Here is a 19,807-nt window from a genome sequence, read left to right as displayed (position 1 = left end):
GGACTCCACAAGTCGCTACGTCTGGAAACTCTGGCGTAACTGATGGCATTCTTCATCATTTTTAAAGTTTTAAAAGATCGGATAACACGGAAAGCTCGTAGAGGAAACAGGAGAAAAAAGCGAAGATCTTAGGGACACCGACCGAGACGCAATGCAAAAAGCGAAACACGCACTTAAGCGTCCACCTCTGAAACACATCCTGAAAAGACTACTTTGGACGCGGTTTCGCTTTTTGCATGGAGTCGTGCAGTCAATCCCCCAGGGGGTGGACCTAGAAGCTGAGCGTTTTCTCCTGTTTCCTCCACGCCACAACAGCAACGTACAAGACATTTTTAGTCAACATGGTGAGGAGAGAACAAAGATGAGTGATTGTCTGGTAGTGGGTGGAGGAATTATCGGATTGAGCTTGGCATACGAGCTGTCACGGCGTGGGGTGAGCGTGACCTTGGTCGAGCAGGGTGAATGGGGAGGTCAGGCGTCTTCGGCCGCAGCCGGAATGCTCGCTCCTTTGAAGGAATTCACGGCACCTGGACCGATGCTCGATTTGGGCATGGAGTCACTTGCGCTTTACCCGGAATGGGTAGCAGAGCTGGAGGAATTGACTGGTGGAGATGTACAGCTAAGCCTGGAGGGGTTACTAACCGTCGCTTTAAATGAGGAGGAAGTCCAACAGCTCGCCGACAAGTACCGTTGGCAAAAAGAAGCGGGACATGCTGTGCAATGGCTCTCGAATACAGCGCAAGTGAAAGAGGTAGAGCCGCTTCTGACCGATCAAGTGCAAGCCGCTATCTATTCGCCGTACGAAGGACACATCAACAATCGAATGCTTCTTCGCGCCTTGGCTACTGCTTGCCAATTGCAAGGAGTGAAGCTGTTGTCTGGCTGTGTGGTGAGCGGCATTGCGGTGAAAAGCGGAAAAGTGATCGGGATCGAGACCTCTTCAGGGTCACTGCGTGCCACACAGACGGTGATTTCCTCGGGAGCGTGGGTTGGAATGATGCTTGAGATGCTGGGTGTTTCCGTGCCGATTCGCCCTGTACGCGGACAGATCGCGGCCGTCTCGTCCGTAGGTATTCCACTGCGAACGGTGATTTTCGGAACGACAGGCTACATTACTCCGAAAAAGGACGGAAAAATTGTCATTGGTGCCACTGAGGATGAAAGTGGTTTCCATCGGGACGTCACAATGGCGGGATTAGCCAGTGTCCTGCAAGGGACCATGCCGTATGTTCCTGCGCTGCACTCCGCTACCTTTCTGGAGGCTTGGGGTGGACTTCGACCTGCGACACAAGATGGCAAGCCGCTCCTGGGCCCCGTTCCTGGCTGGGAAGGACTGTCGATCGCAGGTGGACATTTTCGCAATGGCATCCTGCTTTCCCCCGTCACAGCTAAATCGATGGCGGACTTTGTGGAAAAAGGAGAGACGGAGCGCCTTTTGCCATTTTTACCTGCCCGCTTTCTATAAATTGGGCTAGTCTCGCCTAGATTCTGGTAACCTCCCCATGGGCACTTGTATATGGTAATAAAGAAACACCAGAAGGGGAGGAGTTTCCATGCAGTCTGATTCTGATAAAAACCTGTATCAGGCTGACATTCAGTTTGTCAGCCTGTTAAAGGATATGCGAGAAAATGTGCACAACATTTGCAAGGAGCACGTGGAGAAAAAAGTGCGCATCGAAGCAATTGACGGACAAGTGTTTGAAGGCGTCATTGTCGATTATGATGATCAGAACGTATACGTAGAAGTTGTAGACCAGGATGCGGAGGAAGAAGAAGTTCTCGAAGAGTATGATTATGAGAACTATGAGGACTATGCGGACTACAATCCTTATCAAGTGATGGAAGTAGCCAATCGGCAGCCGTATGGAGGATGGGGGCAATATCCGGATTATTACTTTCAGTATGTGAGCTATAATCCGTATGCAGGTTATCCTCCCTATGGCGATCTCAGTCCTTATAGGGGCAATCCATACTATCCGCAGGTCAGTCCCTACGGCGATGAGTTCAATCCATACAGTCAGGTCAGTCCTTTCGGCAGTTCCAACAACTCACGGGTCAGCCCATTTAGCAGCAGCAATCGTCCCGCTCCCCAAGTTAGCCCGTTTAGCAGCAGTAACCGCCCCGCCCCCCAAGTTAGTCCGTATAGCGAGCAGAAGCCACAGGTAAGTCCTTGGGAGCAAAATATTTCGCCATTTCCACCATTCCCGCCGTATCCGCCATTTTTTTGTCCGCCACCACCACCCCCACCGCCATATGTTTTGCCAAAAGTACAAGGGAGAAGGAGACGGAAAAGATGCCGGAATGGACGTAAAATCATTCCATTGGCGCTCTTTACGCTTCTGACAATTGTCTTGATTTAATGGGGGGAAACTTACAAGCCTCTTAAGGCCATCACGGCTTAGGAGGCTTGCTGCTTTTTGTAAGTGTGAGAGTACAACCTCTCCTTTTGTCACACACTACGAACAAAACGGTGGACGTTTCTCACAGAATAAATAAAGGCAGGGATGGACGATGAAACAAATAAACAGCAGCTTGCCAGGCACGCGAGCGACATTCGGTTATTTTCGTGAAGCGCTTCAGCCGCATTTTACATTATCCAACTGGGATTATGAGCAAGGGTATTTTGACCGGGCGCTGGATGACAAGAACACGGTCTTTTTGCGCTTGCCTGTAAAAGTCTTGCAAGGCGAGCTCGACAGCCCGGATGCCTGGCTGGAACTCGGGCGGCCGTTTGTGATCCGGCATGTGTACCAGACTGGGGTAGAAGAAGATATCGGCTACACGGAGGCGCTCGCTTCGGGCTTGATGAATCAGTTTCAGGAGCCGGTAGACAAGGACGCACAAATTGATTCGAGATGGATTCGAAAAGCAGAGGCGGTTGTCAAAGAGCTGGAGAATCGCCTCGCGTGAGACAGGCCGCCGATAGGCCTGTTTTTTCTTGTTCCTGGCAGGGAAAATATAGGCGGTTAAAGAATGGTAGCACATGGAAAAAGTGAGGTGGAAATATGGCCTGGTACCATGCAGTGGCGAAATGGTATTGGAAAATCCGCAAACCTCTTACCTTGGGTGTCCGTGTCATTGTAACGGATGATGAAAAGGGAGTCTTGTTAATTCGGCATACGTATGTCCATGGCTGGTATTTGCCGGGAGGAGGGGTAGAGCGAGGAGAGTCGTTTGGGGATGCTGCTCGCAGGGAGCTGTGGGAGGAGTGCGGAATACGAGCGGACGAACTTACCCTCTGCCATCTTTTTTACAGTGAGCGGGAAGGGAAGCGAGACCACATTGCCTTGTATCATGTCGACCTCACACCTGGCCAAGATTTGCATAAGGATGACAAGGAAGTAGCGGAAATGCGTTTTTTTGCTTGGGATGAGCTTCCGCGGGAAATATCACCAGCTACAGAGAGGCGCTTATCTCAATTTCGCAAGCAGTCTTTTCAGAGTGACCGCTGGTGACAGGTGGGATTTTATGCAAGTCGATTTTTCCTATGGTATAGTGAAGACAAACAACAGAGCGTACAAGACCGCTTGTAAGGATAAAAGTGAGGGCAGACCAGCATGAAGATTGCGACTGTACTGCGAAATGACGATTTTACACGAGAAGTGGAACAAGCATTAAAAGAAAAGCTCCATGCAGCCAATAGCCCGTTTACCTTTGTGAAGGGACCAGGTGAGCAACCGGATATGGTGTTGTCCATCGGGGGAGACGGGACACTTTTGGAGGCCGTCCATCAATACGGGATCGAGCCGTCTTATGTGGGGATTCATACGGGGCATCTCGGCTTCTATGCGGACTGGCGGCCTGAGGAGCTGGACGAATTCGTTGAACGTCTGTTGAACGATGAGCCTCAGATCGCGGAATACCCGACGGTCCAATGCCGGATTAGTACAAGAGATGGAAAGCAGTATGAAAAGTGGGCGTTGAATGAAATGGTTTTGCGTAACGCGAATTTGTCCACCTTGGTGTCGTGCGTCTATATTAATGGCGATGAGCTGGAGACGTTTCGCGGTGACGGCTTGATCGTTTCATCACCTTCAGGAAGTACAGCCTACAACAAGGCCGTGGATGGAGCGATTGTTCATCCGTCTATTGAGGCGATTCAGTTGTCCGAGATCGCTTCGATCAATAACCAGGCGTATCGGACGATCAACAGCTCGCTCGTATTGCCGAAGCATCATGAAGTAGAGCTGATCGTCATGAATCCCGAGATTATGATCGGCTTGGATCGTGAGCAGGCTGTATGGAGAGATGTGTGTTCCATTCGTTGCCGAGTGGGACCTGACAAAGTGAAATTCGCTCGCTACAAGCGACTGACGTTTTGGGGGCGGGTTCGTAATTCGTTTATATCCGGATAGAGAAAGCGTTGGGGAGGGGAACCAAATGAAAAAAGTAGGAACACTGCAGACCATTTTCCGTCATCCTGTCAAAGGAATGAGGGGGGAAGAGCTATCATCAAGTACGGTCGATGAATTTGGCTTGTATGGAGACCGTGCCTATTATTTTTTGGATCATGCCCGTCAAGGTAAGTATCTCAGCGCGGATGTTGTGCCTGCGCTTATCGGGTATCACGCCACCATGAGCGAAGGGACAGCAAAAGAAGCGTACCCGCCGATTCGGATTGAAGCCCGAGATGGCAGTGTACATACGTGGGATGATGCTTTATTTGCCCATGTCGCAGAGACGGCGAAGCGCTCCATTACGCCTATGATTAGTAGTCCGCAAGAAGGTGGCGTGAACTGGGAAGACCACATTCTACTGGTTACGGATGCCTCTCTTAGAGAGATCGCACGGCAGATTGGCGCAGAACAGGTAGATCCACGGCGCTTTCGGGGGAATTTGGTCGTTGTCCTAGAGGATGATGAGCCGTTTGCGGAAGACAAATGGATCGGCAAACAGATCAAAATCAATGATGTGACCTTGCAAGTCAACAAGCACTGTGAGCGCTGTGTATATGTCAATATCGACCCAGATACGTTGGCGATGACTCCTGCCGTATTGAAGGCATGCGTCAAGCGTCACAATAATCACTTCGGTGTATATGCTTCGGTTGTCACGACAGGCAGTGTGTCACAAGGCGATGATGTTTTTTTAGTGGAGATGGGGAGTGACGGGGAATGATCGCAAGCCCTCTGGAAAAGGTTCGTAGCTACGTACAACGCTATGACTCGAGCATCGAGCCGATATTGTTTGAACAACCCTTACCTACGTCCGAAGTGGCTGCGCAGGCATTAGGTGTCGAGATCGGCCAAATTGCAAAGTCAATTTTGTTTCGGGTAGATGAGCAGTTCGCCTTGTTCGTGGCAGCAGGCGACGTACGTGTCCATCCCAAGCAAGTGAAGGCAGCTTTTGGACAAGGAAAGCCAAAGATGGCTACACCGGAAGAGGTAGAAAAAATGACAGGCTTTCGTGTTGGAGCGGTTTGTCCATTTGCTTTACAGGAAGAAGTGCCTGTCTATGTGGATCGGTCCTTGAAACGCTTTTCTGTAGTTTATACAGCGGCTGGCATCGCTGAATCGCTTTTACCCGTATCTTATGAAGCCTTGTTGGAGATGACAGGGGCGAAAGAAATCGATGCCGCTTCGGCAGAAGGGAGCGCATCATGAAAAAGGTTGCATTCGCCATCGCAGTAGTAGCCATCGTCGTAGTCGCGGGTCTTTCCTTGCTCGGAATGTCTAATCAAACGACTGCAATTGAAAACAACATCTCCCATTCTGCTTCCTCGTTTAAAGAGATGACAACAGACACGTATCTGAGTCATTACAACAAAATCAAAGAAGAGTTAGCTGTGAAAGGAATTCATACCCTGCCTTTTCAGCTTGAGCTGGACAAGCAAACGAATTACTACCGCTTTTATTATCCAAAACAAGAAAACGCGGCAAACGAAAAAGCGATATGGGTAAGCGTCATGCTGAACGGTGATCAAAAAACAATAGACGGTATCATGTATGAAGGGGTTCCTGACGTTCATACAGTAAAGGCGATGATCCAAGCTACTGGACTTACCTGGACACCGGAGCTGGATCAGTTCATTGCGGTTACCAACGTTGCACAAACGCCAAAAGAAATGGTTGTTTCCGATGTGAAGGTAACGATCGAAGGAACGTCAACACAAATAAAAGTAATGGTTGACCCCGTGAAATTAGAAGCTCCGAAAAAATTATAATGCTGAAAATGAAAAAGTGGTTGGCAGGAGGTTATGGCTGCGCAACCACTTTTCGTTATCTGTTGTAATTTAGCTGCAAGGAGAGGACTCGCGTTTCAAAACTATTTGGAATAGCCTCCCATAAAGAAAGGCACTCAAGAGGGAGCATAACAAGATAAACCCAAAAACGCCAATCGGCATGATCCACTCCGAAAGAATGACGGTCACGGGAGCGAGGAAGCGGCCGAGCGAGTACTGCAGGTTAGCGGCACCCATGTACTGTCCTCGTGCATGTTCTGGTGCGTATTTGCTGACGAAGCTCTGCTCGACCGGAGTTCGCATCACTTCCCCTACTGTAAAAATGACCACGCATCCGAACAACAGCCATGCATTCGTCGTGAATCCCACCAAAAACATGCCTATGCCAAATAGCAAAGAGGACAAGAGGAAGACATTCCGATCGCTCCAGTTCTCAAACCACTTGGTAACAGGCAGGGCGCACAGAACAAACAGAAGGCCGCTGATTCCCAGCATCCATCCGAAAATCTCCGTACTCCTAAGCGAGAGTGACCAGGTATTCCACGAAAGCAGTGTCTGCGCTGGAACGAATTCCTTTACATAGACGGCCAAAAATAAATCGAGCTGCACGATTGCAATCGTTATCAGCATGCCTGCGAAAATATAGATGGCAAAAGCTTTGTCGCGTAGAATGACAGCATAACTCTGCCATTGCTCCTTCATAACGGAAGGGAAATGGATAGAGGCGACAGAGCTTTTTACGGTCGGTGGCAGTGTCTCTCTCACATTAATCCAGATCGCAATCGAATACAAAAAAGTGACAAGCGCACAAGTCCACAGCAGTTCACTGCGGTACTGAAAGAAAAAGATGGCCCCCAAGGCGGGTCCCAATACGGCGCCAATGTTCATGGCTGTAACGAAGGTAGCGAAAATTCTGCGTCTGTCTTTTTCGGAGGTGAGATCAGCGACCATCGCAGAACTCGCCGGGCTGTATATCGCTTTGCCGAGCCCGATTCCAATAAACGCAAGATAATCGATCCAAGAGGAGAGGGAGAAGGCAAACAGAACAAACATGCTTGCCTGCAAAAATGCTCCTGAAAGCATGACGTATCGACGACCAAAGCGATCAGCCAGATAGCCGCCAAAAAGATTGCCGATCATACTCATAATCGGTGGCACTGTCATGAGTAACCCGGCAACATTTTTGCCAAAGGTATCACTAAAGTGGAGGGTAAGGAAGGGAAAGTACATCCAAAACAACAGGTTAAAAAGCGTCTCGCCGATCAATCTGGTCTTCAAATTCAGATCCCACTTCAGCCATTGCACAGCAGGTGTACCTCCTGTTTTTGATTCCCTGGCCAGGTACACCTACTTTAGTGCAAATTTTCAAAAAGATATAGACTTATAATCATCCGTCGGGTACACTAATATCATAAGGGCTAAGGGATTAGACCCTGACTTAAGATGTGCCACTTTTAGGTATTCGATTCCTACACAACAAATAAGCCGACACTTCCTTGTGGAAAGGGGTGTCGGCTTTTCGCATGCTGTTACTTGACCATCCATTGATAAAAATGAACATTGTGCCACTCTCCGAATTTAAATCCCACCTCTTGAAACTTCCCTGCCAAGGAAAAGCCGAATTTCTCGTGCAGCTTCACACTGGCGTCATTGCCACCTACGATTCCGCTCACGATCGTGTGGTATTCGAGTTGTTTGGCGCGCTCCAGAATCGCACTCATCAAGGTAGTGCCGACACCTTTCCCGCTTTGATCAGGGGCGATATAAATAGACAGTTCCGTAGATTTTTGATAGGCGGGCTTCTCACGGAAAACGGACAGACTGCAATATCCGATCACTTTCCCTTCGTATTCGGCGACGATGATCGGATGTCTACCACCGTGCTTGTGAAACCACTCTTCGCGCTGGGCCAAGGTCTGTGGCTCCAAGTCAAATGTTGCAACCAGGTTTTCCACCGCGTAGTTGTAAATAGCGAGCATAGCGGGCAGGTCACCCAGAACTGCGTCTCTGATCTGTAGCATGATATTCTCTCCTCATGTTGGTTGGTAGGACTAGTTGAACTTGTTCGAACTACTTCTAGCGTACGGCCTCGTAAACCTGCCGCAGGTTTGTAAAGCCTTGGGATTGTGCTTTCACCAAATACTTCGCCCAGAGCGTACCAGCGGCAACAGCGTCACAGTAAGCATGATGCCTGCGTGAGATCGGGATGTCGTGTGCTGCACAGAGTGCGTCGAGTGAGCCGTTGCCAATCGGATTACTCAACAATCGGATGAGCAGCATCGTATCCAGCATGCGATGGGTAAACGGACGCCGGCTCGTTTTCCAAAGTCCAGATCGTAAAAATTCGCGCTCATGGCGAGAGTGATGGGCGACGAGCGGACGATCTCCGACGAATTGAAAAAAGCGGGACAAAGCCTCTAATAGCGGCGGGGCATCGGCAACCATATCATCGGTAATCCCCGTGAGAGAGCGGATGTGTGGAGGAATCGCCCGCCCGGGATTGACCAGCGTATAAAAAGAATCGCCGAGGAGGAGGTGTTCTCCTCTCATGGCGACTGCTCCCATCGAAATAATCGCGTCTCCGTGATCGGGATAAAAACCGGTCGTTTCCAGGTCGACAACGACAACCTCCAGATTGTGCAGAGGAATATCGGCACTAGAATCGACTGGTTTATTCGTTTTGGAGATGGAGCGCAGATAGGCGATGTGCTGTTTGTCATCTGCTATATGTGGTATAGCCCGGCTCATATGCCAAATGCGTCCGAATAAGTCCCATTTTGCCACGCAATCTCCTCCTATCCCCCAAAAACGGACGGGAGCTTTTCTGTCATTTTTTGCAGGCGGATTGCCAGCTTCATCGACTGTCGTACCATCACTTGGGTGTCAGGAGAAAGCTCCCCTAGTTTGATATAGCTATTGCTCGTGTATTGCCCATCTTCCCAATGGAGTGGGGCGATCAGTCGCAGACCTTGAATTTGCCGGAAGTATGCGGCTACTTCGTCACAGAAGCTTTTGCTCCAGACTCCTTTTTCGCCGAGTAGATCCAATCGTTCCAAGGTAGAGCTGGCAAAGATGCCATGCGCCAAGGCAAAATGCCGTACACAATTCACCAGTGGCAAATAAATGCCGTACTTCACATTGATGGCGCCGCGGAAGCGTCCATGGACCTCAGGTAAAACTCTGCCAAAGATTCCGAGTGGTACCCGATAATGCAACGTATTGCTCACCAGTCGGTTTAGCAAGAAGCCATTCCCTGCAAGCAATTGACGGAAGCGTTCATGGACGGGAGTAAAAATGGTCGATTCACCCCATAAGACACGCACATCACTTGCGAGCAGTAAATAACGAGCGTTTTCCCAGATGGGGTGAGAGACCCATCTGTCTATTTGGTCCAGCCATTGTTCGGTGCTGCCTCGCCATTTTGGAGAGAGGCAAGTGACGTTCCCTTGGCAGGGAGGATAGCCGGCTAACTCCAAACCAGCAACGATCGTCGCCCCCAGCAACTGAAAGTAGCCATGTATCTTTTCTGTGTCCTGTTCGCCCAGATGATCTGGGAGTTGATAGACGAGGCCGTTATCCTGATCGCTGAAGAGTGCTTGCTCTGACCGGCCACCACTGCCGAATTGCAAAAAGGCAAAGGGGACGGGAGGGGTACCCAAGCCCCTTTTGGCAAGGCCGTTCACTGCGAGGAGCACCCCTTGTCGGATGAGATTGTCGTGAATCAGATTGACGACGATCGAATAGGGGGCCAATTCCCCTGCGCGATTCAATGGGCGCAAGACAGAAGGGTCCAGCAATTCTCGTCGCAATAAGGCCAGCTCGCCAAAGGAGTCAACATTCCGTATCTTTTCCACTTGTTCAGGTGAGAGAGTGAGAGGTGCTGCTTTGAGTAGATGCAGCCGATCGTACGCGTTCAGGCTGGAGTAGTTCGGGATAACCGTATCCCCCGTGTTCGCTAAGGTCAAGACCAACCACCTCTTCCTCTTCTGTGACTCGCAGGCCAATGGTTACTTTTAACACATACAAAATGATGAAGGCTACTAAGAAGACGTAGAGCGCGGAGCCGGCCAAGCCCAATGCTTGAATCCCTAACTGGTGCAGGCCGCCGCCATAAAACAGCCCAGGACCGCCTACGCCGACCTTTTGGGCCAGCTCCGGGGTAGCGAATAAACCAGTGGACAACGTTCCCCAAATACCAGCCACCCCATGCACGGAAAAAGCGAAGACAGGATCATCAATTCCCATGCGGTCAAACCAAATGGATGTATAGAATGTAAGAATACCTGACACTGCGCCGATCACGACGGCTGCCCACGGATCGACGAAGGCGCAGGATGCTGTAATCGCGACGAGAGCGGCGAGGACGCCGTTGAGCATGCTTGGGATATCTGCTTTTCCCATGACGATCCAGGAGATGGCGAGAGCGGCGACAGCGCCTGCTGCGGTAGCGAGATTGGTAGTGACGGCGATATAGCCGAAAAATCCAGATGTGCTACCGAGCGTGGAACCGGCGTTAAAGCCGAACCAGCCGATCCAAAGAAACAGGACACCTAAGACAGAGTAGACCTGGTTGTGACCGGGAATCAGATTGGAGCTGCCGTCGCGATTGTATTTTCCAATGCGAGGCTTCAAAAGGATAGTGGCGACGAGTGCGACGATGGCACCTTGGAGATGAACAACCGTAGAACCAGCGAAGTCTTGCATTCCTAGCTGTGCCAACCAACCGCCGCCCCATACCCAGTGACCGACGACAGGATAGATGAGGACAGTAAACAATACGCTGAAAATAAAATAAATGGACAGCTTGGCGCGTTCAGCAAAACCGCCCCAGGCGATCGCGAGTGAAACGGCCGCAAAAGCGAGTTGAAAGAGGAAGAGAATCGAGATAGGAACAGTTGCAGCAGAAAAAGCGGAGAAAGCGTCTTTTTGCATGCCGTCAAAAAAGAATCCGGAAAGTCCGATGAAAGAGTTGCCGTCTCCAAACGTCAGACCAAAGCCAAACGCCCAAAAAGCAATCGAGCAGATGCCAAAGGTAAGGACTGTTTTACCTGCGACGTGACCAGCGTTCTTCATGCGAGTAGAACCAGCTTCCAGCAGGGCGAATCCAACCTGCATGAGAATAACCAGAATGGCTGAGACCATGACCCATGTGGCGTCAATGGCAGATGAGAGACTTGCGACAGTAGGTTCCATCCATCTACCTCATTTCTGTGTCACATAACCTGACACTAATTTATTTATGTCAGATTATATGACATGAAAATTCCAGTTGCAATTGTTTTTTGCAAATAATGAGAAAACACCAATCCTTCCGTCTTAAGCGGAGGAGGATTGGTGTTGTGTGGTTGGTTTTCGTTTTTCAATCAGGAAGCCTGCGAAGCTCATGACCGCGAGGAATAGTCCACTGACGAGGAAGAGCTGCTCGACAGGCCATTTGCCCATCCAGATGGCGCCTAGGCTGCTGGACAAGGTAGAAAAGAAGGTGAACATGAGCATGTTGATCGCAAATATTTTGCCTGTACTGCTGCTCGTTGCTTTGATTTGAATGGCAGTCACGGTCGGGATACCAATGAGCGGTCCACCGAACCCTGCAACGGCTGCTCCGAGGAAGGCAATCCAGTGAGCGGTGCCTCCTGTCGTAAGCAACAGGAATCCGATTGCCTGAAACACCCATCCAATCAAAATGATAAACAAATAGCGGCTGTAGAACGTTCGAGCCATGTACAGGCTTCCCAGCAAGTTTCCGATCCCGTAAAAGCCCAACAAGACAGCTAGTGTACTTCCGTTTCCTTGCTGCATGCGTTCGGCCATAAACGGGAAACCCACCGTATAAGTGACCTGCCAGACGAGAAAGCCCATATTGCTAAAGAGAAGAATCAAGAACAGAGCACGATTCTGTTTGAGCTCCTGTAAACCTGAGGCAATATCCCGGGCGTACTGGCTGGGTGTCATTTTCGTCGTAGACATTCGCTGTTGATCGGTTAACGAAATACGAATGGCATAAAGAAACAAGACGGATATCAAATAGCTGCCTGCGTTCACAAAAAACAAAGTAGACAGCGGCATAATCGAAGCGACTAGTCCAATTGACATTGGCGCAATAATCCGAATCGTCCGGAAAGTCGTGTCCAAGATGGCATTTGCTCGTCCTAGCTGTTCTTGGGGAACCACTGATTTGAGCGCAACAGTCCGTGCTGGCTGAAACAGACTGGAGAACAACCCCAATAAGAATTGAGCTGCCAGAAAAAAAGCAAACTCTTCCACACCCATGTAGACCAGGATGCCAACCATGATTGCGACAACAATTCGCGCAACATCCGCTCCCACCATGAGCATGCGTGGGCTGTACCGATCAGCCATGACCCCGCCGACGAGGTAAAACATGAGACCCGCCACCATTTCCGGGATCACGAGCAAGCTCAGCACCGTACCCGATTTGGTTGCTTGCAGTAAATACCAGAGTAATGCGAAGCTGTAGCACTGATCACCGATGCTTGCCGTCATTTGTGCGAGCCAGAGTTTGAGAAACGAACTGTTTTTCCATAAAGATGGGGATGAATCCACGTTGACCCTCTCCGTCCTGCTGACTGCGATAAAATGAATTTGATCATAGCGTAGCAAGGCGCAGAGGGAAAGTAAAGGACTCATGCTTGTGCGGTTACATGTAATTTACCAGTCCTCCAGACAAAGAGAAAATAAGCGATAAGAAAAGTGAAGGTCGCGAAGGTGCTGACCCCTGCGAAACCAAAAATCGAATACAAACTGCCTGCGAATGAAGAGGCAATGAAAGTCCCTATGTACATGCAAGCGTTGGCCAAGCTCGATATGGTACCACGCGAGGTGTCGGACAATGATTGCAAGTAACCCATCAGGACAGGCACGAGTACACCGCCGAAGCAGTACATGAAGAAGAGGACAACCTGCAAAAAACCAACTCCCGGTATGTAAGGCAAAACAAGATAGAGCAGGGCGCTGCCCAGAAACCCAACAGTCAAAATCGTATTTCTCTTCCAACGCTCGAGTAACCAACCGCTGAGTAAGCTGCCAACGGTGTTGCCAAGCCCGATAACCAAAGTGATCAAGCCAATTTCGGTAACGGATTGCTGATATTGATCGGAAAGCCATACGCCATAGAATGAAAAGACTGCATAGACACCGGTCATGAAAACGAAATAACCGATGAAGCTGCGTGAAGCTTGAGGCAGTCGCAACAGATCCTTGTAACGTGCAAAAATAGCCACTCGGGCGTTATTTGTACCAAGTCCGGCTACGGAGGTAGCAGGCAATAAATCAGGAAGTTTTCGCATTATGAGTACAAAAGCTCCGAGAGAAGCAATTCCTACAGCCAAAAAAGGAAACGACCAATGATAAGCTGACAGAAAACTGCCGATAGGTACACCAATCACTTGGGAAACCGAAAGACCTGCCATGACAACCCCCATTGCTTTTCCGATACGAGCAGGGGAAAACAAAACAGGAATGGCAGCCCACACCTGAGGACCGATAAAGGCAGAACAGATCCCGGCAAGGAAACGAAAGAAGAGCATTGCGGTGAAGCTAGTCGCAAAGGCGCATGCAAGTGTGGAAAGGGCAAATCCAAGCATGCCGACTGCCATCACATGCTTCCTGTTTCGATTATCAGATAGTGGACCGGCGACGATAGCGGCCAAAGCAAATCCGAGAGCATAAGTTCCGATTAGCCAGGCTGCCTGGTTCGTGGATACATGATATAACTCTCGCAAGGTCGGCAGCAGTGGACTAATGATAAATGTATTCGTACCGATCAAAAACATGGTGAAGAAAAAGATGGTTAAAAATAGGCGCTCCATAAAAACTCTCCTCTTTGTTTTATTATTCTATAGTTAAATAACTTTTGAACTAACAGACAAAAAAAGGATACCAATCACAAGGTATCTAAAAATCCAGGCAGTATTTGATCGAAGGTTTCTTTATATATGCTCATGTACCTTGCTTGCCCATCCTTTCTGACTTTGATCAGCCCCGCCTCTCGAAGTGTCTTGAAGTGATAGGAGGCATTGGACTTGGAAGTGTCGCAGGTAAAGCCTACTTCTGTACAATTCAGTTCGTTGCCGGAATGATACAAAGTCTTTAAAATGGCTAACCTTGTCTCATCTGCCAACGCTTTAAAAATCTTGATACGCTTTTCGGTTAGTTCAAGTTGTTCAATATTCATAAAACTATCTTACTAAGGAAACTCTATTCAGGCAACCATTTCATTCCTTTTATTTTTGATTCTTCATGTTTTCGTTGTTGTGTTGATGCTGATAGGAAGATCCTTGGTTGTCTTCGGTATGCGTATCATCGGCAACCGTACTACTGGTTAGCCCTGCTACAGCTAATCCTTTTTGATTCAGGTTTTTGGCGCTTTTGAATTTGGACATGTTACTACCTCCTGTTTGTAGATGGATGCTTCTTTAAGATGTCTTGTTTCGAAGAGGAGTAGTCATCCTCATTTTCCTAGATGGATGTTGAGATATACTATAAAAAAGTGCGTGAGTCAGGGAGGAGGGGAGCGGATGGCAGGGTGTGTCATGATCGTGGAGGGAAAGACAGACAAAGAACGCTTGCTTCGGGTGCTGGCTGAGCCTGTCACCATTCTTTGTACATACGGTTCCTACAGCTTGGAAAAAGGGGAGAAGCTGCTCGCTCAAACGGAAGATGCAGATGAGGTATACCTATTTACGGATGAAGATGACAGCGGGAAAAAATTGCGATCGCATTTAAGTGAAGACTTTCCCGATGCGATCCATCTGCATACGCCGAAAATGTACAGAGAGGTTGCAGACACGCCTCTTTCGGTACTGGCAGAAATTTTGGAGCGAGCAGGCTTTGCGGTTATTGTGCCTCATCCTGATCTTGGAGAGCGGTAAGGGGATAAAACACCGTTTCATCGGCTATAACAGTAGTAAATGGAATGGTGGAGGTGCGAAGCAATTGCGTAGTTTGATGACGTTTTTTAATCGAATGAATATTATGGTGTGGCTGGTAGGTATCTTTGTCGCTCACGCCGCGCTCTATCTGGTGCTGGGGACAGCGACGTGGCTGGCTACCTCGCTTTTGGCAACAGCATTCTACGGCGTTATTTTATTGGTGGGCAAATTAATTGCCAGCCGTTATCCAGACAAGGAAGAAAGCAGATGAAAGGCCGGCGAGCAAGCAGCCGGCTTTTTTCGCATTACCAGCCCAAGAGCTGCATGAGTAAAATGAACCCACCCAATACCCAGACGTAGATGGCGAAGCCCTTCATCGAGCCTGTACTGATGATGGTAAGCATCCAGCGAATGGCAACATATCCAGCTAGTCCGGCAAACATAGTGCCCACGAGCATTGGGATCAATAAGGCTGTTTCAAGCGGTGTTTCTACGAGCTTGGCTGTTTGTAGGACACAAGCCCCCAGAATCGCAGGCAAGGATATTAAAAACGAAAAGCGAGCAGCGTCAGCACGGTCGATTCCGCGCAGGAGTGCACCGGCAATCGTCAGTCCGGAGCGTGAAATAGCTGGCAGAATCGCAGCACCTTGCAGTGTCCCGATGATGAGGGCGTCCGTGTAGTTGATTTCCTCGAATCTCCGATTTCCACGGCGCATGGACTCCACCGCCCAGAGGATCGCGCCCGTCGCAAGAAATTCCCACCCGATCGTAATGCCTGTCTGGGAGATTTCTTCAAAATAATCCTCAAAGGCGAGTCCGATCACTGCCGTAGGGATTGTACCTACGACCAATAGCTTGGTCAGCTTACTCATCGGATTCATGATGATATAACGAACCTGTGGCCAAAAGACGATAACGACAGCGATCAGCGTACCGAAATGGAGCATCGTGTCAAATAAAAGGCCTACCTCCTGCATGCCAAACATTTTGCGAAACAGGACGAGATGACCCGTGCTGGATATCGGTAAAAATTCAGTCAAGCCTTGTACAATGCCAAGAAAAATATGTTCAAGCAACAACAGCATAGGCAAGAGTCACTCCAGTCTTGAAAAAGTAGGGCCAAGCCAGTCTTACTGTCATATGTATGTCCGTGAATGGAAGACTTGCCTATTTCGTTGGACATCGTTATTTTGTTAGAAAAAAGTTGTGGTATTTTCTTACGGGAGATGGGTATAGTTAGTGTGCACAATGGTAGAGAGCGAGGAAAAAATACATATGTACAAAAGACAAATGCGTGAAAAGCGTGAGCCCCAAATCATTCAGAACGGCAATTTGGCGGCAGGGATGACGCTTACCATGACGGTAGCGCGAAAAACGGAAATCGGCTATTTTTTAAGCGATGGCAAAGATGAAGTGTTTCTCCATGCCAATGAAGCGCACGAGCGTTTACATATCGATGATGAGGTCGAAGTGTTTTTGTACCATGATCACGAAAACCGACTGGCTGCGACCATGGACATGCCTCATGTAGGCATGGGTGAATACGGCTGGCTGGAAGTAGTGGACATTTCTCCGCGCATGGGTGTATTCCTGGACAACGGCATTAACAAGGATCTGCTCCTGTTCATCGATGACCTGCCCAAGCATAGTGATGAATGGCCGCGTCCCAAGGATCAAATGCTGGTAGCGCTGAAGCAAGACAAGCTCGGCAGACTCTTGGCAAAGCCGGTCACTGAAAACGAAATCGTCAAGATCGCAGCAATGGCAGATCAGAGTATGAAAAACAAGTCTGTCGAAGGTACGGTCTACAAAGTGATTCAAGCAGGTGCATTCCTGTTGACGGAGGACGAGCATATCCTTTTCATTCATCGTGATGAAATGGTAGGGCGACTGCGCCTCGGACAAACGGTGCGCTGCCGCATCAGCTTTGTACGTGAGGATGGCCGTCTGAATGGTTCCATGAAAGAGCGCAAGGAAGTGCAGTATGGCGAAGATGCGGACAAGCTGCTGCACTATTTGATCAATCGTGACGGGGCGATGCCTTATACCGATTCGACAGAAGCGGACGTCATCCGAGAAAAATTCCAAATGAGCAAGTCCAGCTTCAAGCGGGCACTCGGCAAGCTAATGAAGGAACGCCGCGTGGAGCAAGTAGACGGCTGGACCAAAATCATTCGAACCGACAAAGACGAATAAACAGGGAAAGCCCTTCTTTGCATGAACATGCGCAAAGGAGGGCTTTTTGTTATGTTTCACAGTGTTGTTTGCACAGATTGTTTTTGTTTGCGGGCTTTGTAATACGACAACGAAAAAACGAGCCCTAGTAAAATAATACCAGCAATATCCGTTTCGATTCCAGGAATGACCGCGAGAACACCACCTGCAAGCGCGAGGATACGCTCCAAGACGTTTAGCTTGGACATCCAGTAGCCGATTAACCCCGCTCCCACCCCGATCATCCCAAGCGTTGAAGTCAGCATAACCCAAATGGATTCCAACAAGGTAGTATTAATTAGCAGCAAGGCTGGAGAGATGACGAAAATATAGGGAGCCATAAAAGCCGCGATTGATAGCCGTGTTGATTCTACGCCTGTCCGGATTGGCTTTGACTTGGCAATGCCTGAAGCAGCGAAGGCAGCAAGTGCAACCGGCGGCGTGATGTCTGCGACGATTCCGAAGTAGAACGTAAACATGTGCGCCGCGATAGGAGGAACGCCCAATTGAATGAGCGCTGGAGCTGCGATGGTCGAAGTGATAATGTAGTTCGCCGTTGTTGGCGTTCCCATTCCCAAAATGAGCGATGCGATCATGGTAAAGAACAACGTAAGCAAAAGCTGGCCGCCAGCCAGATCAATCAGACCGTTTGCCAGCTTCAACCCAATCCCTGTCAACGTAATCGTACCGACAATGATCCCGGCACACGCAGTTGCAGCGACGACGCCGAGAGCCATTCTGGCACCTGAGGCAAGCGCTTCTAAAATATCAGCAATAGACATGCGGGTTTCTTTGCGGAAGGCTCCTACAATGATTGTGGAGACGATACCGATAATTGCGGCGCGCTCGGCTGATATGTTCATCATCAAGGCTGTAATAATGATCACGATGGGGAGGAGCAAGTACATTTTTTTCAAAACTTCTTTTTTGTTCGGCAGTTCTTCCTTCGAGAGCCCGCGCAACCCGAGGCGCTTTGCTTCGAAGTGCGTCATAATCCAGATGCCCACGAAAAATAAAATCGCAGGAAGAATCGCTGATTTGGCGATTTCCAAGTAAGGAACGCCGATGAACTCCGCCATCAAAAAGGCAGCAGCCCCCATTACAGGTGGCATAATTTGTCCACCAGTAGAGGACGAGGCTTCCACCGCCGCGGCAAATTCGGAACGATAGCCGAGCCGTTTCATCATCGGGATGGTAAAGGCACCAGAGGTAACGACATTGGCAACAGAGCTGCCGCTAATCGTCCCTTGTAGAGCGCTGGAAAAAACGGCCACCTTTGCAGGACCGCCGATTCGTTTGCCTGCAATGACCAGGGACAAATCGTTAAAATACTCACCGACCCCTGTTTTTTCGAGAAACGCGCCAAACAGCACAAACAAAAAGATAAAGGTAGAGGAAACGGCGAGCGGCGTACCGAGAATACCCTCTAGTGTGTAGTAGCTGTGTCCGATAATCCGCTCGATATCACTGCCTCGATGCTCCAAAAAGCCTGGCATGTAAGGTCCGAAGTAGGTGTATAAAAGAAAAATGGTGGCGATTAGAGCGATTGGAATTCCGACGACTCGTCGTGCAGCCTCTAGGACAAGCACGACAGCAATACCGCCGACAACCATATCCATCGTCGTATAGTTGCCTGTTCGGGTCACAAGTCCTTCGTAGTCAATAACCCAATACAGTGACACGAAGACGCCTAACAGGGCGAGAACCATGTTCACGATTCCGATTTTGTTCTTGTTGCCTTTGGATGTCCCTGCATACAACAAATAGACAAGTACCAGTCCGAAGGCCAAGTGGATCGGACGATGAATCTGGGGAGGCAGCGTGAAGAAAAGCGTGCTGGATAACTGGTACAGGGAGAAGAGGACAAGTAGACCAAAAGAGATCCACTTCATGGGACCCGCGAGCTGGCGTGTGGCTGATTCCTTATCGTATTGCGCGATCAGCTTATCCATTTCTTGCTGGTTCATATTGGATGTTGTACTCATCTAGTAACCTCCTAACTCGCTCAGAATGGATCGCTTTTCTGCCTGAATCGTAATGGCTTCTCCCGGCTTGTCGATCAAGCTCAACGGAATATCCTGTCCAGCGAAAAGCAACGTATGATTAGCCCGTACTTGCCCGATAAAAAGCCGTATGGCAGGAAAAGAGCGCTGCATATTGCGAATGTGGAATCGTCCATCGGCCAGAATCAGCTCCTCGCCGGGAGCCAATTCATTTTCCATGCCGATACCGTAGTCGTGAAAGCTCATCTCCGATAAAATAATTTGACCGTCTACAATCCGGTATTGCTCCTCGATTGTGGAGAGATGAATAGAATGAGTCCAGCGGATGCCAAAGGATGCTTCATCCTGGATATTGGCACTCCAAACCACCTGATTCGACCGTGTATCCCGGATAACCAGAGCGTGAATCAGCGGAGTGGAGATGCCCACATAAATGACAATGACGAGAAGAAAGAAGGAGAAAAGGCGGAACAACGTCCGCCCTCTTCCCTTTGTTACTGCTTGGATAAAAACCATCT

The 19,807-nt window shown here is 49.3% G+C and carries 23 protein-coding genes; 11 read left to right on the top strand and 12 right to left on the bottom strand.

The features are described 5' to 3' along the window. Positions 1–361: 361 nt before the first annotated feature. From thiO to ASG16_RS11290, 8 genes are all read left to right on the top strand, one after another. Positions 362–1,465 (top strand): glycine oxidase ThiO, encoded by a 1,104-nt coding sequence (thiO, locus tag ASG16_RS11325; RefSeq protein ID WP_056490484.1) that lies wholly within the window; start codon positions 362–364, stop codon positions 1,463–1,465. Positions 1,466–1,553: 88 nt separating this feature from the next. Then, positions 1,554–2,360, top strand: a complete 807-nt coding sequence (locus tag ASG16_RS11320; RefSeq protein WP_056490481.1) for an LSm family protein — start codon at positions 1,554–1,556, stop codon at positions 2,358–2,360. A gap of 151 nt (positions 2,361–2,511) precedes the next feature. Next, entirely contained in the window at positions 2,512–2,910 is a 399-nt protein-coding gene (locus tag ASG16_RS11315) for a YugN-like family protein (protein ID WP_048031312.1), read from the top strand. 95 nt (positions 2,911–3,005) lie between these two features. Beyond that, complete coding sequence (locus ASG16_RS11310; RefSeq protein WP_056490479.1) at positions 3,006–3,455, top strand: NUDIX domain-containing protein; 450 nt, start codon at positions 3,006–3,008, stop codon at positions 3,453–3,455. 102 nt (positions 3,456–3,557) lie between these two features. Next, positions 3,558–4,355: an NAD kinase gene (locus ASG16_RS11305; RefSeq protein ID WP_056490477.1), complete on the top strand. Its 798-nt coding sequence runs from the start codon at positions 3,558–3,560 to the stop codon at positions 4,353–4,355. Positions 4,356–4,380: 25 nt separating this feature from the next. After that, entirely contained in the window at positions 4,381–5,118 is a 738-nt protein-coding gene (locus tag ASG16_RS11300; RefSeq protein WP_056490474.1) for an MOSC domain-containing protein, read from the top strand. After that, on the top strand, positions 5,115–5,603 hold the full coding sequence (locus ASG16_RS11295) for a YbaK/EbsC family protein (protein ID WP_056490471.1): 489 nt from the start codon (positions 5,115–5,117) through the stop codon (positions 5,601–5,603). The genes ASG16_RS11300 and ASG16_RS11295 overlap by 4 nt, the downstream gene beginning before the upstream one ends. Then, positions 5,600–6,163, top strand: coding sequence for a hypothetical protein (locus tag ASG16_RS11290; RefSeq protein ID WP_056490469.1), 564 nt, complete (start codon positions 5,600–5,602; stop codon positions 6,161–6,163). The genes ASG16_RS11295 and ASG16_RS11290 overlap by 4 nt, the downstream gene beginning before the upstream one ends. A gap of 69 nt (positions 6,164–6,232) precedes the next feature. Here the strand turns inward: ASG16_RS11290 and ASG16_RS11285 are convergent, their stop codons facing one another. The 9 genes from ASG16_RS11285 to ASG16_RS30885 form a co-directional block, all read right to left on the bottom strand. After that, positions 6,233–7,486 carry an MDR family MFS transporter gene (locus ASG16_RS11285; protein WP_056490465.1) on the bottom strand — a complete coding sequence of 418 codons (1,254 nt, stop codon included), beginning with the start codon at positions 7,484–7,486 and terminating at the stop codon, positions 6,233–6,235. Between the two features lie 224 nt (positions 7,487–7,710). After that, positions 7,711–8,202, bottom strand: a complete 492-nt coding sequence (locus ASG16_RS11280) for a GNAT family N-acetyltransferase (RefSeq protein WP_056490462.1) — start codon at positions 8,200–8,202, stop codon at positions 7,711–7,713. 55 nt (positions 8,203–8,257) lie between these two features. Beyond that, positions 8,258–8,965: a 3'-5' exonuclease gene (locus ASG16_RS11275; RefSeq protein WP_056490459.1), complete on the bottom strand. Its 708-nt coding sequence runs from the start codon at positions 8,963–8,965 to the stop codon at positions 8,258–8,260. Between the two features lie 11 nt (positions 8,966–8,976). Beyond that, the gene (locus tag ASG16_RS11270) at positions 8,977–9,990 is read right to left on the bottom strand and encodes a DUF294 nucleotidyltransferase-like domain-containing protein (RefSeq protein ID WP_198674218.1); all 1,014 of its coding nucleotides are present in this window, start codon (positions 9,988–9,990) and stop codon (positions 8,977–8,979) included. A 49-nt stretch (positions 9,991–10,039) separates the two neighbouring features. Beyond that, positions 10,040–11,374, bottom strand: a complete 1,335-nt coding sequence (locus tag ASG16_RS11265; protein ID WP_056490455.1) for an ammonium transporter — start codon at positions 11,372–11,374, stop codon at positions 10,040–10,042. Between the two features lie 123 nt (positions 11,375–11,497). After that, positions 11,498–12,745, bottom strand: a complete 1,248-nt coding sequence (locus tag ASG16_RS11260; RefSeq protein ID WP_056490818.1) for an MFS transporter — start codon at positions 12,743–12,745, stop codon at positions 11,498–11,500. Positions 12,746–12,825: 80 nt separating this feature from the next. Further along, positions 12,826–14,010, bottom strand: coding sequence for an MFS transporter (locus ASG16_RS11255; protein ID WP_056490452.1), 1,185 nt, complete (start codon positions 14,008–14,010; stop codon positions 12,826–12,828). Positions 14,011–14,084: 74 nt separating this feature from the next. After that, positions 14,085–14,375, bottom strand: coding sequence for an ArsR/SmtB family transcription factor (locus ASG16_RS11250; protein WP_017250024.1), 291 nt, complete (start codon positions 14,373–14,375; stop codon positions 14,085–14,087). Positions 14,376–14,424: 49 nt separating this feature from the next. Further along, complete coding sequence (locus tag ASG16_RS30885) at positions 14,425–14,583, bottom strand: hypothetical protein (RefSeq protein WP_167385157.1); 159 nt, start codon at positions 14,581–14,583, stop codon at positions 14,425–14,427. A 135-nt stretch (positions 14,584–14,718) separates the two neighbouring features. On the opposite strand from ASG16_RS30885, the gene ASG16_RS11245 reads away from it, so the two are divergent. After that, complete coding sequence (locus ASG16_RS11245) at positions 14,719–15,072, top strand: toprim domain-containing protein (protein WP_056490449.1); 354 nt, start codon at positions 14,719–14,721, stop codon at positions 15,070–15,072. 64 nt (positions 15,073–15,136) lie between these two features. Beyond that, positions 15,137–15,343 carry a hypothetical protein gene (locus tag ASG16_RS11240; RefSeq protein WP_012684645.1) on the top strand — a complete coding sequence of 69 codons (207 nt, stop codon included), beginning with the start codon at positions 15,137–15,139 and terminating at the stop codon, positions 15,341–15,343. Between the two features lie 34 nt (positions 15,344–15,377). On the opposite strand, the gene ASG16_RS11235 is transcribed toward ASG16_RS11240, so the two are convergent. Beyond that, complete coding sequence (locus ASG16_RS11235; protein ID WP_056490447.1) at positions 15,378–16,157, bottom strand: undecaprenyl-diphosphate phosphatase; 780 nt, start codon at positions 16,155–16,157, stop codon at positions 15,378–15,380. A 190-nt stretch (positions 16,158–16,347) separates the two neighbouring features. Here ASG16_RS11235 and ASG16_RS11230 point away from each other — a divergent pair, with 190 nt between their 5' ends. Next, positions 16,348–17,268: a CvfB family protein gene (locus tag ASG16_RS11230; protein WP_056490444.1), complete on the top strand. Its 921-nt coding sequence runs from the start codon at positions 16,348–16,350 to the stop codon at positions 17,266–17,268. Between the two features lie 56 nt (positions 17,269–17,324). Here ASG16_RS11230 and ASG16_RS11225 read toward each other — a convergent pair whose 3' ends face one another. Then, complete coding sequence (locus ASG16_RS11225; RefSeq protein ID WP_056490441.1) at positions 17,325–19,271, bottom strand: TRAP transporter permease; 1,947 nt, start codon at positions 19,269–19,271, stop codon at positions 17,325–17,327. Continuing rightward, on the bottom strand, positions 19,272–19,805 hold the full coding sequence (locus ASG16_RS11220) for a DUF1850 domain-containing protein (protein WP_056490439.1): 534 nt from the start codon (positions 19,803–19,805) through the stop codon (positions 19,272–19,274). Positions 19,806–19,807 lie beyond the last annotated feature (2 nt).

Origin of the sequence: Brevibacillus sp. Leaf182 (assembly GCF_001423865.2) — a bacterium.
Classification (GTDB): Bacteria; Bacillota; Bacilli; order Brevibacillales; family Brevibacillaceae; genus Brevibacillus; species Brevibacillus brevis_C.
Note: the sequence above shows the minus strand (reverse complement) of the source record. Positions and strands in the feature narration are given on the sequence as shown.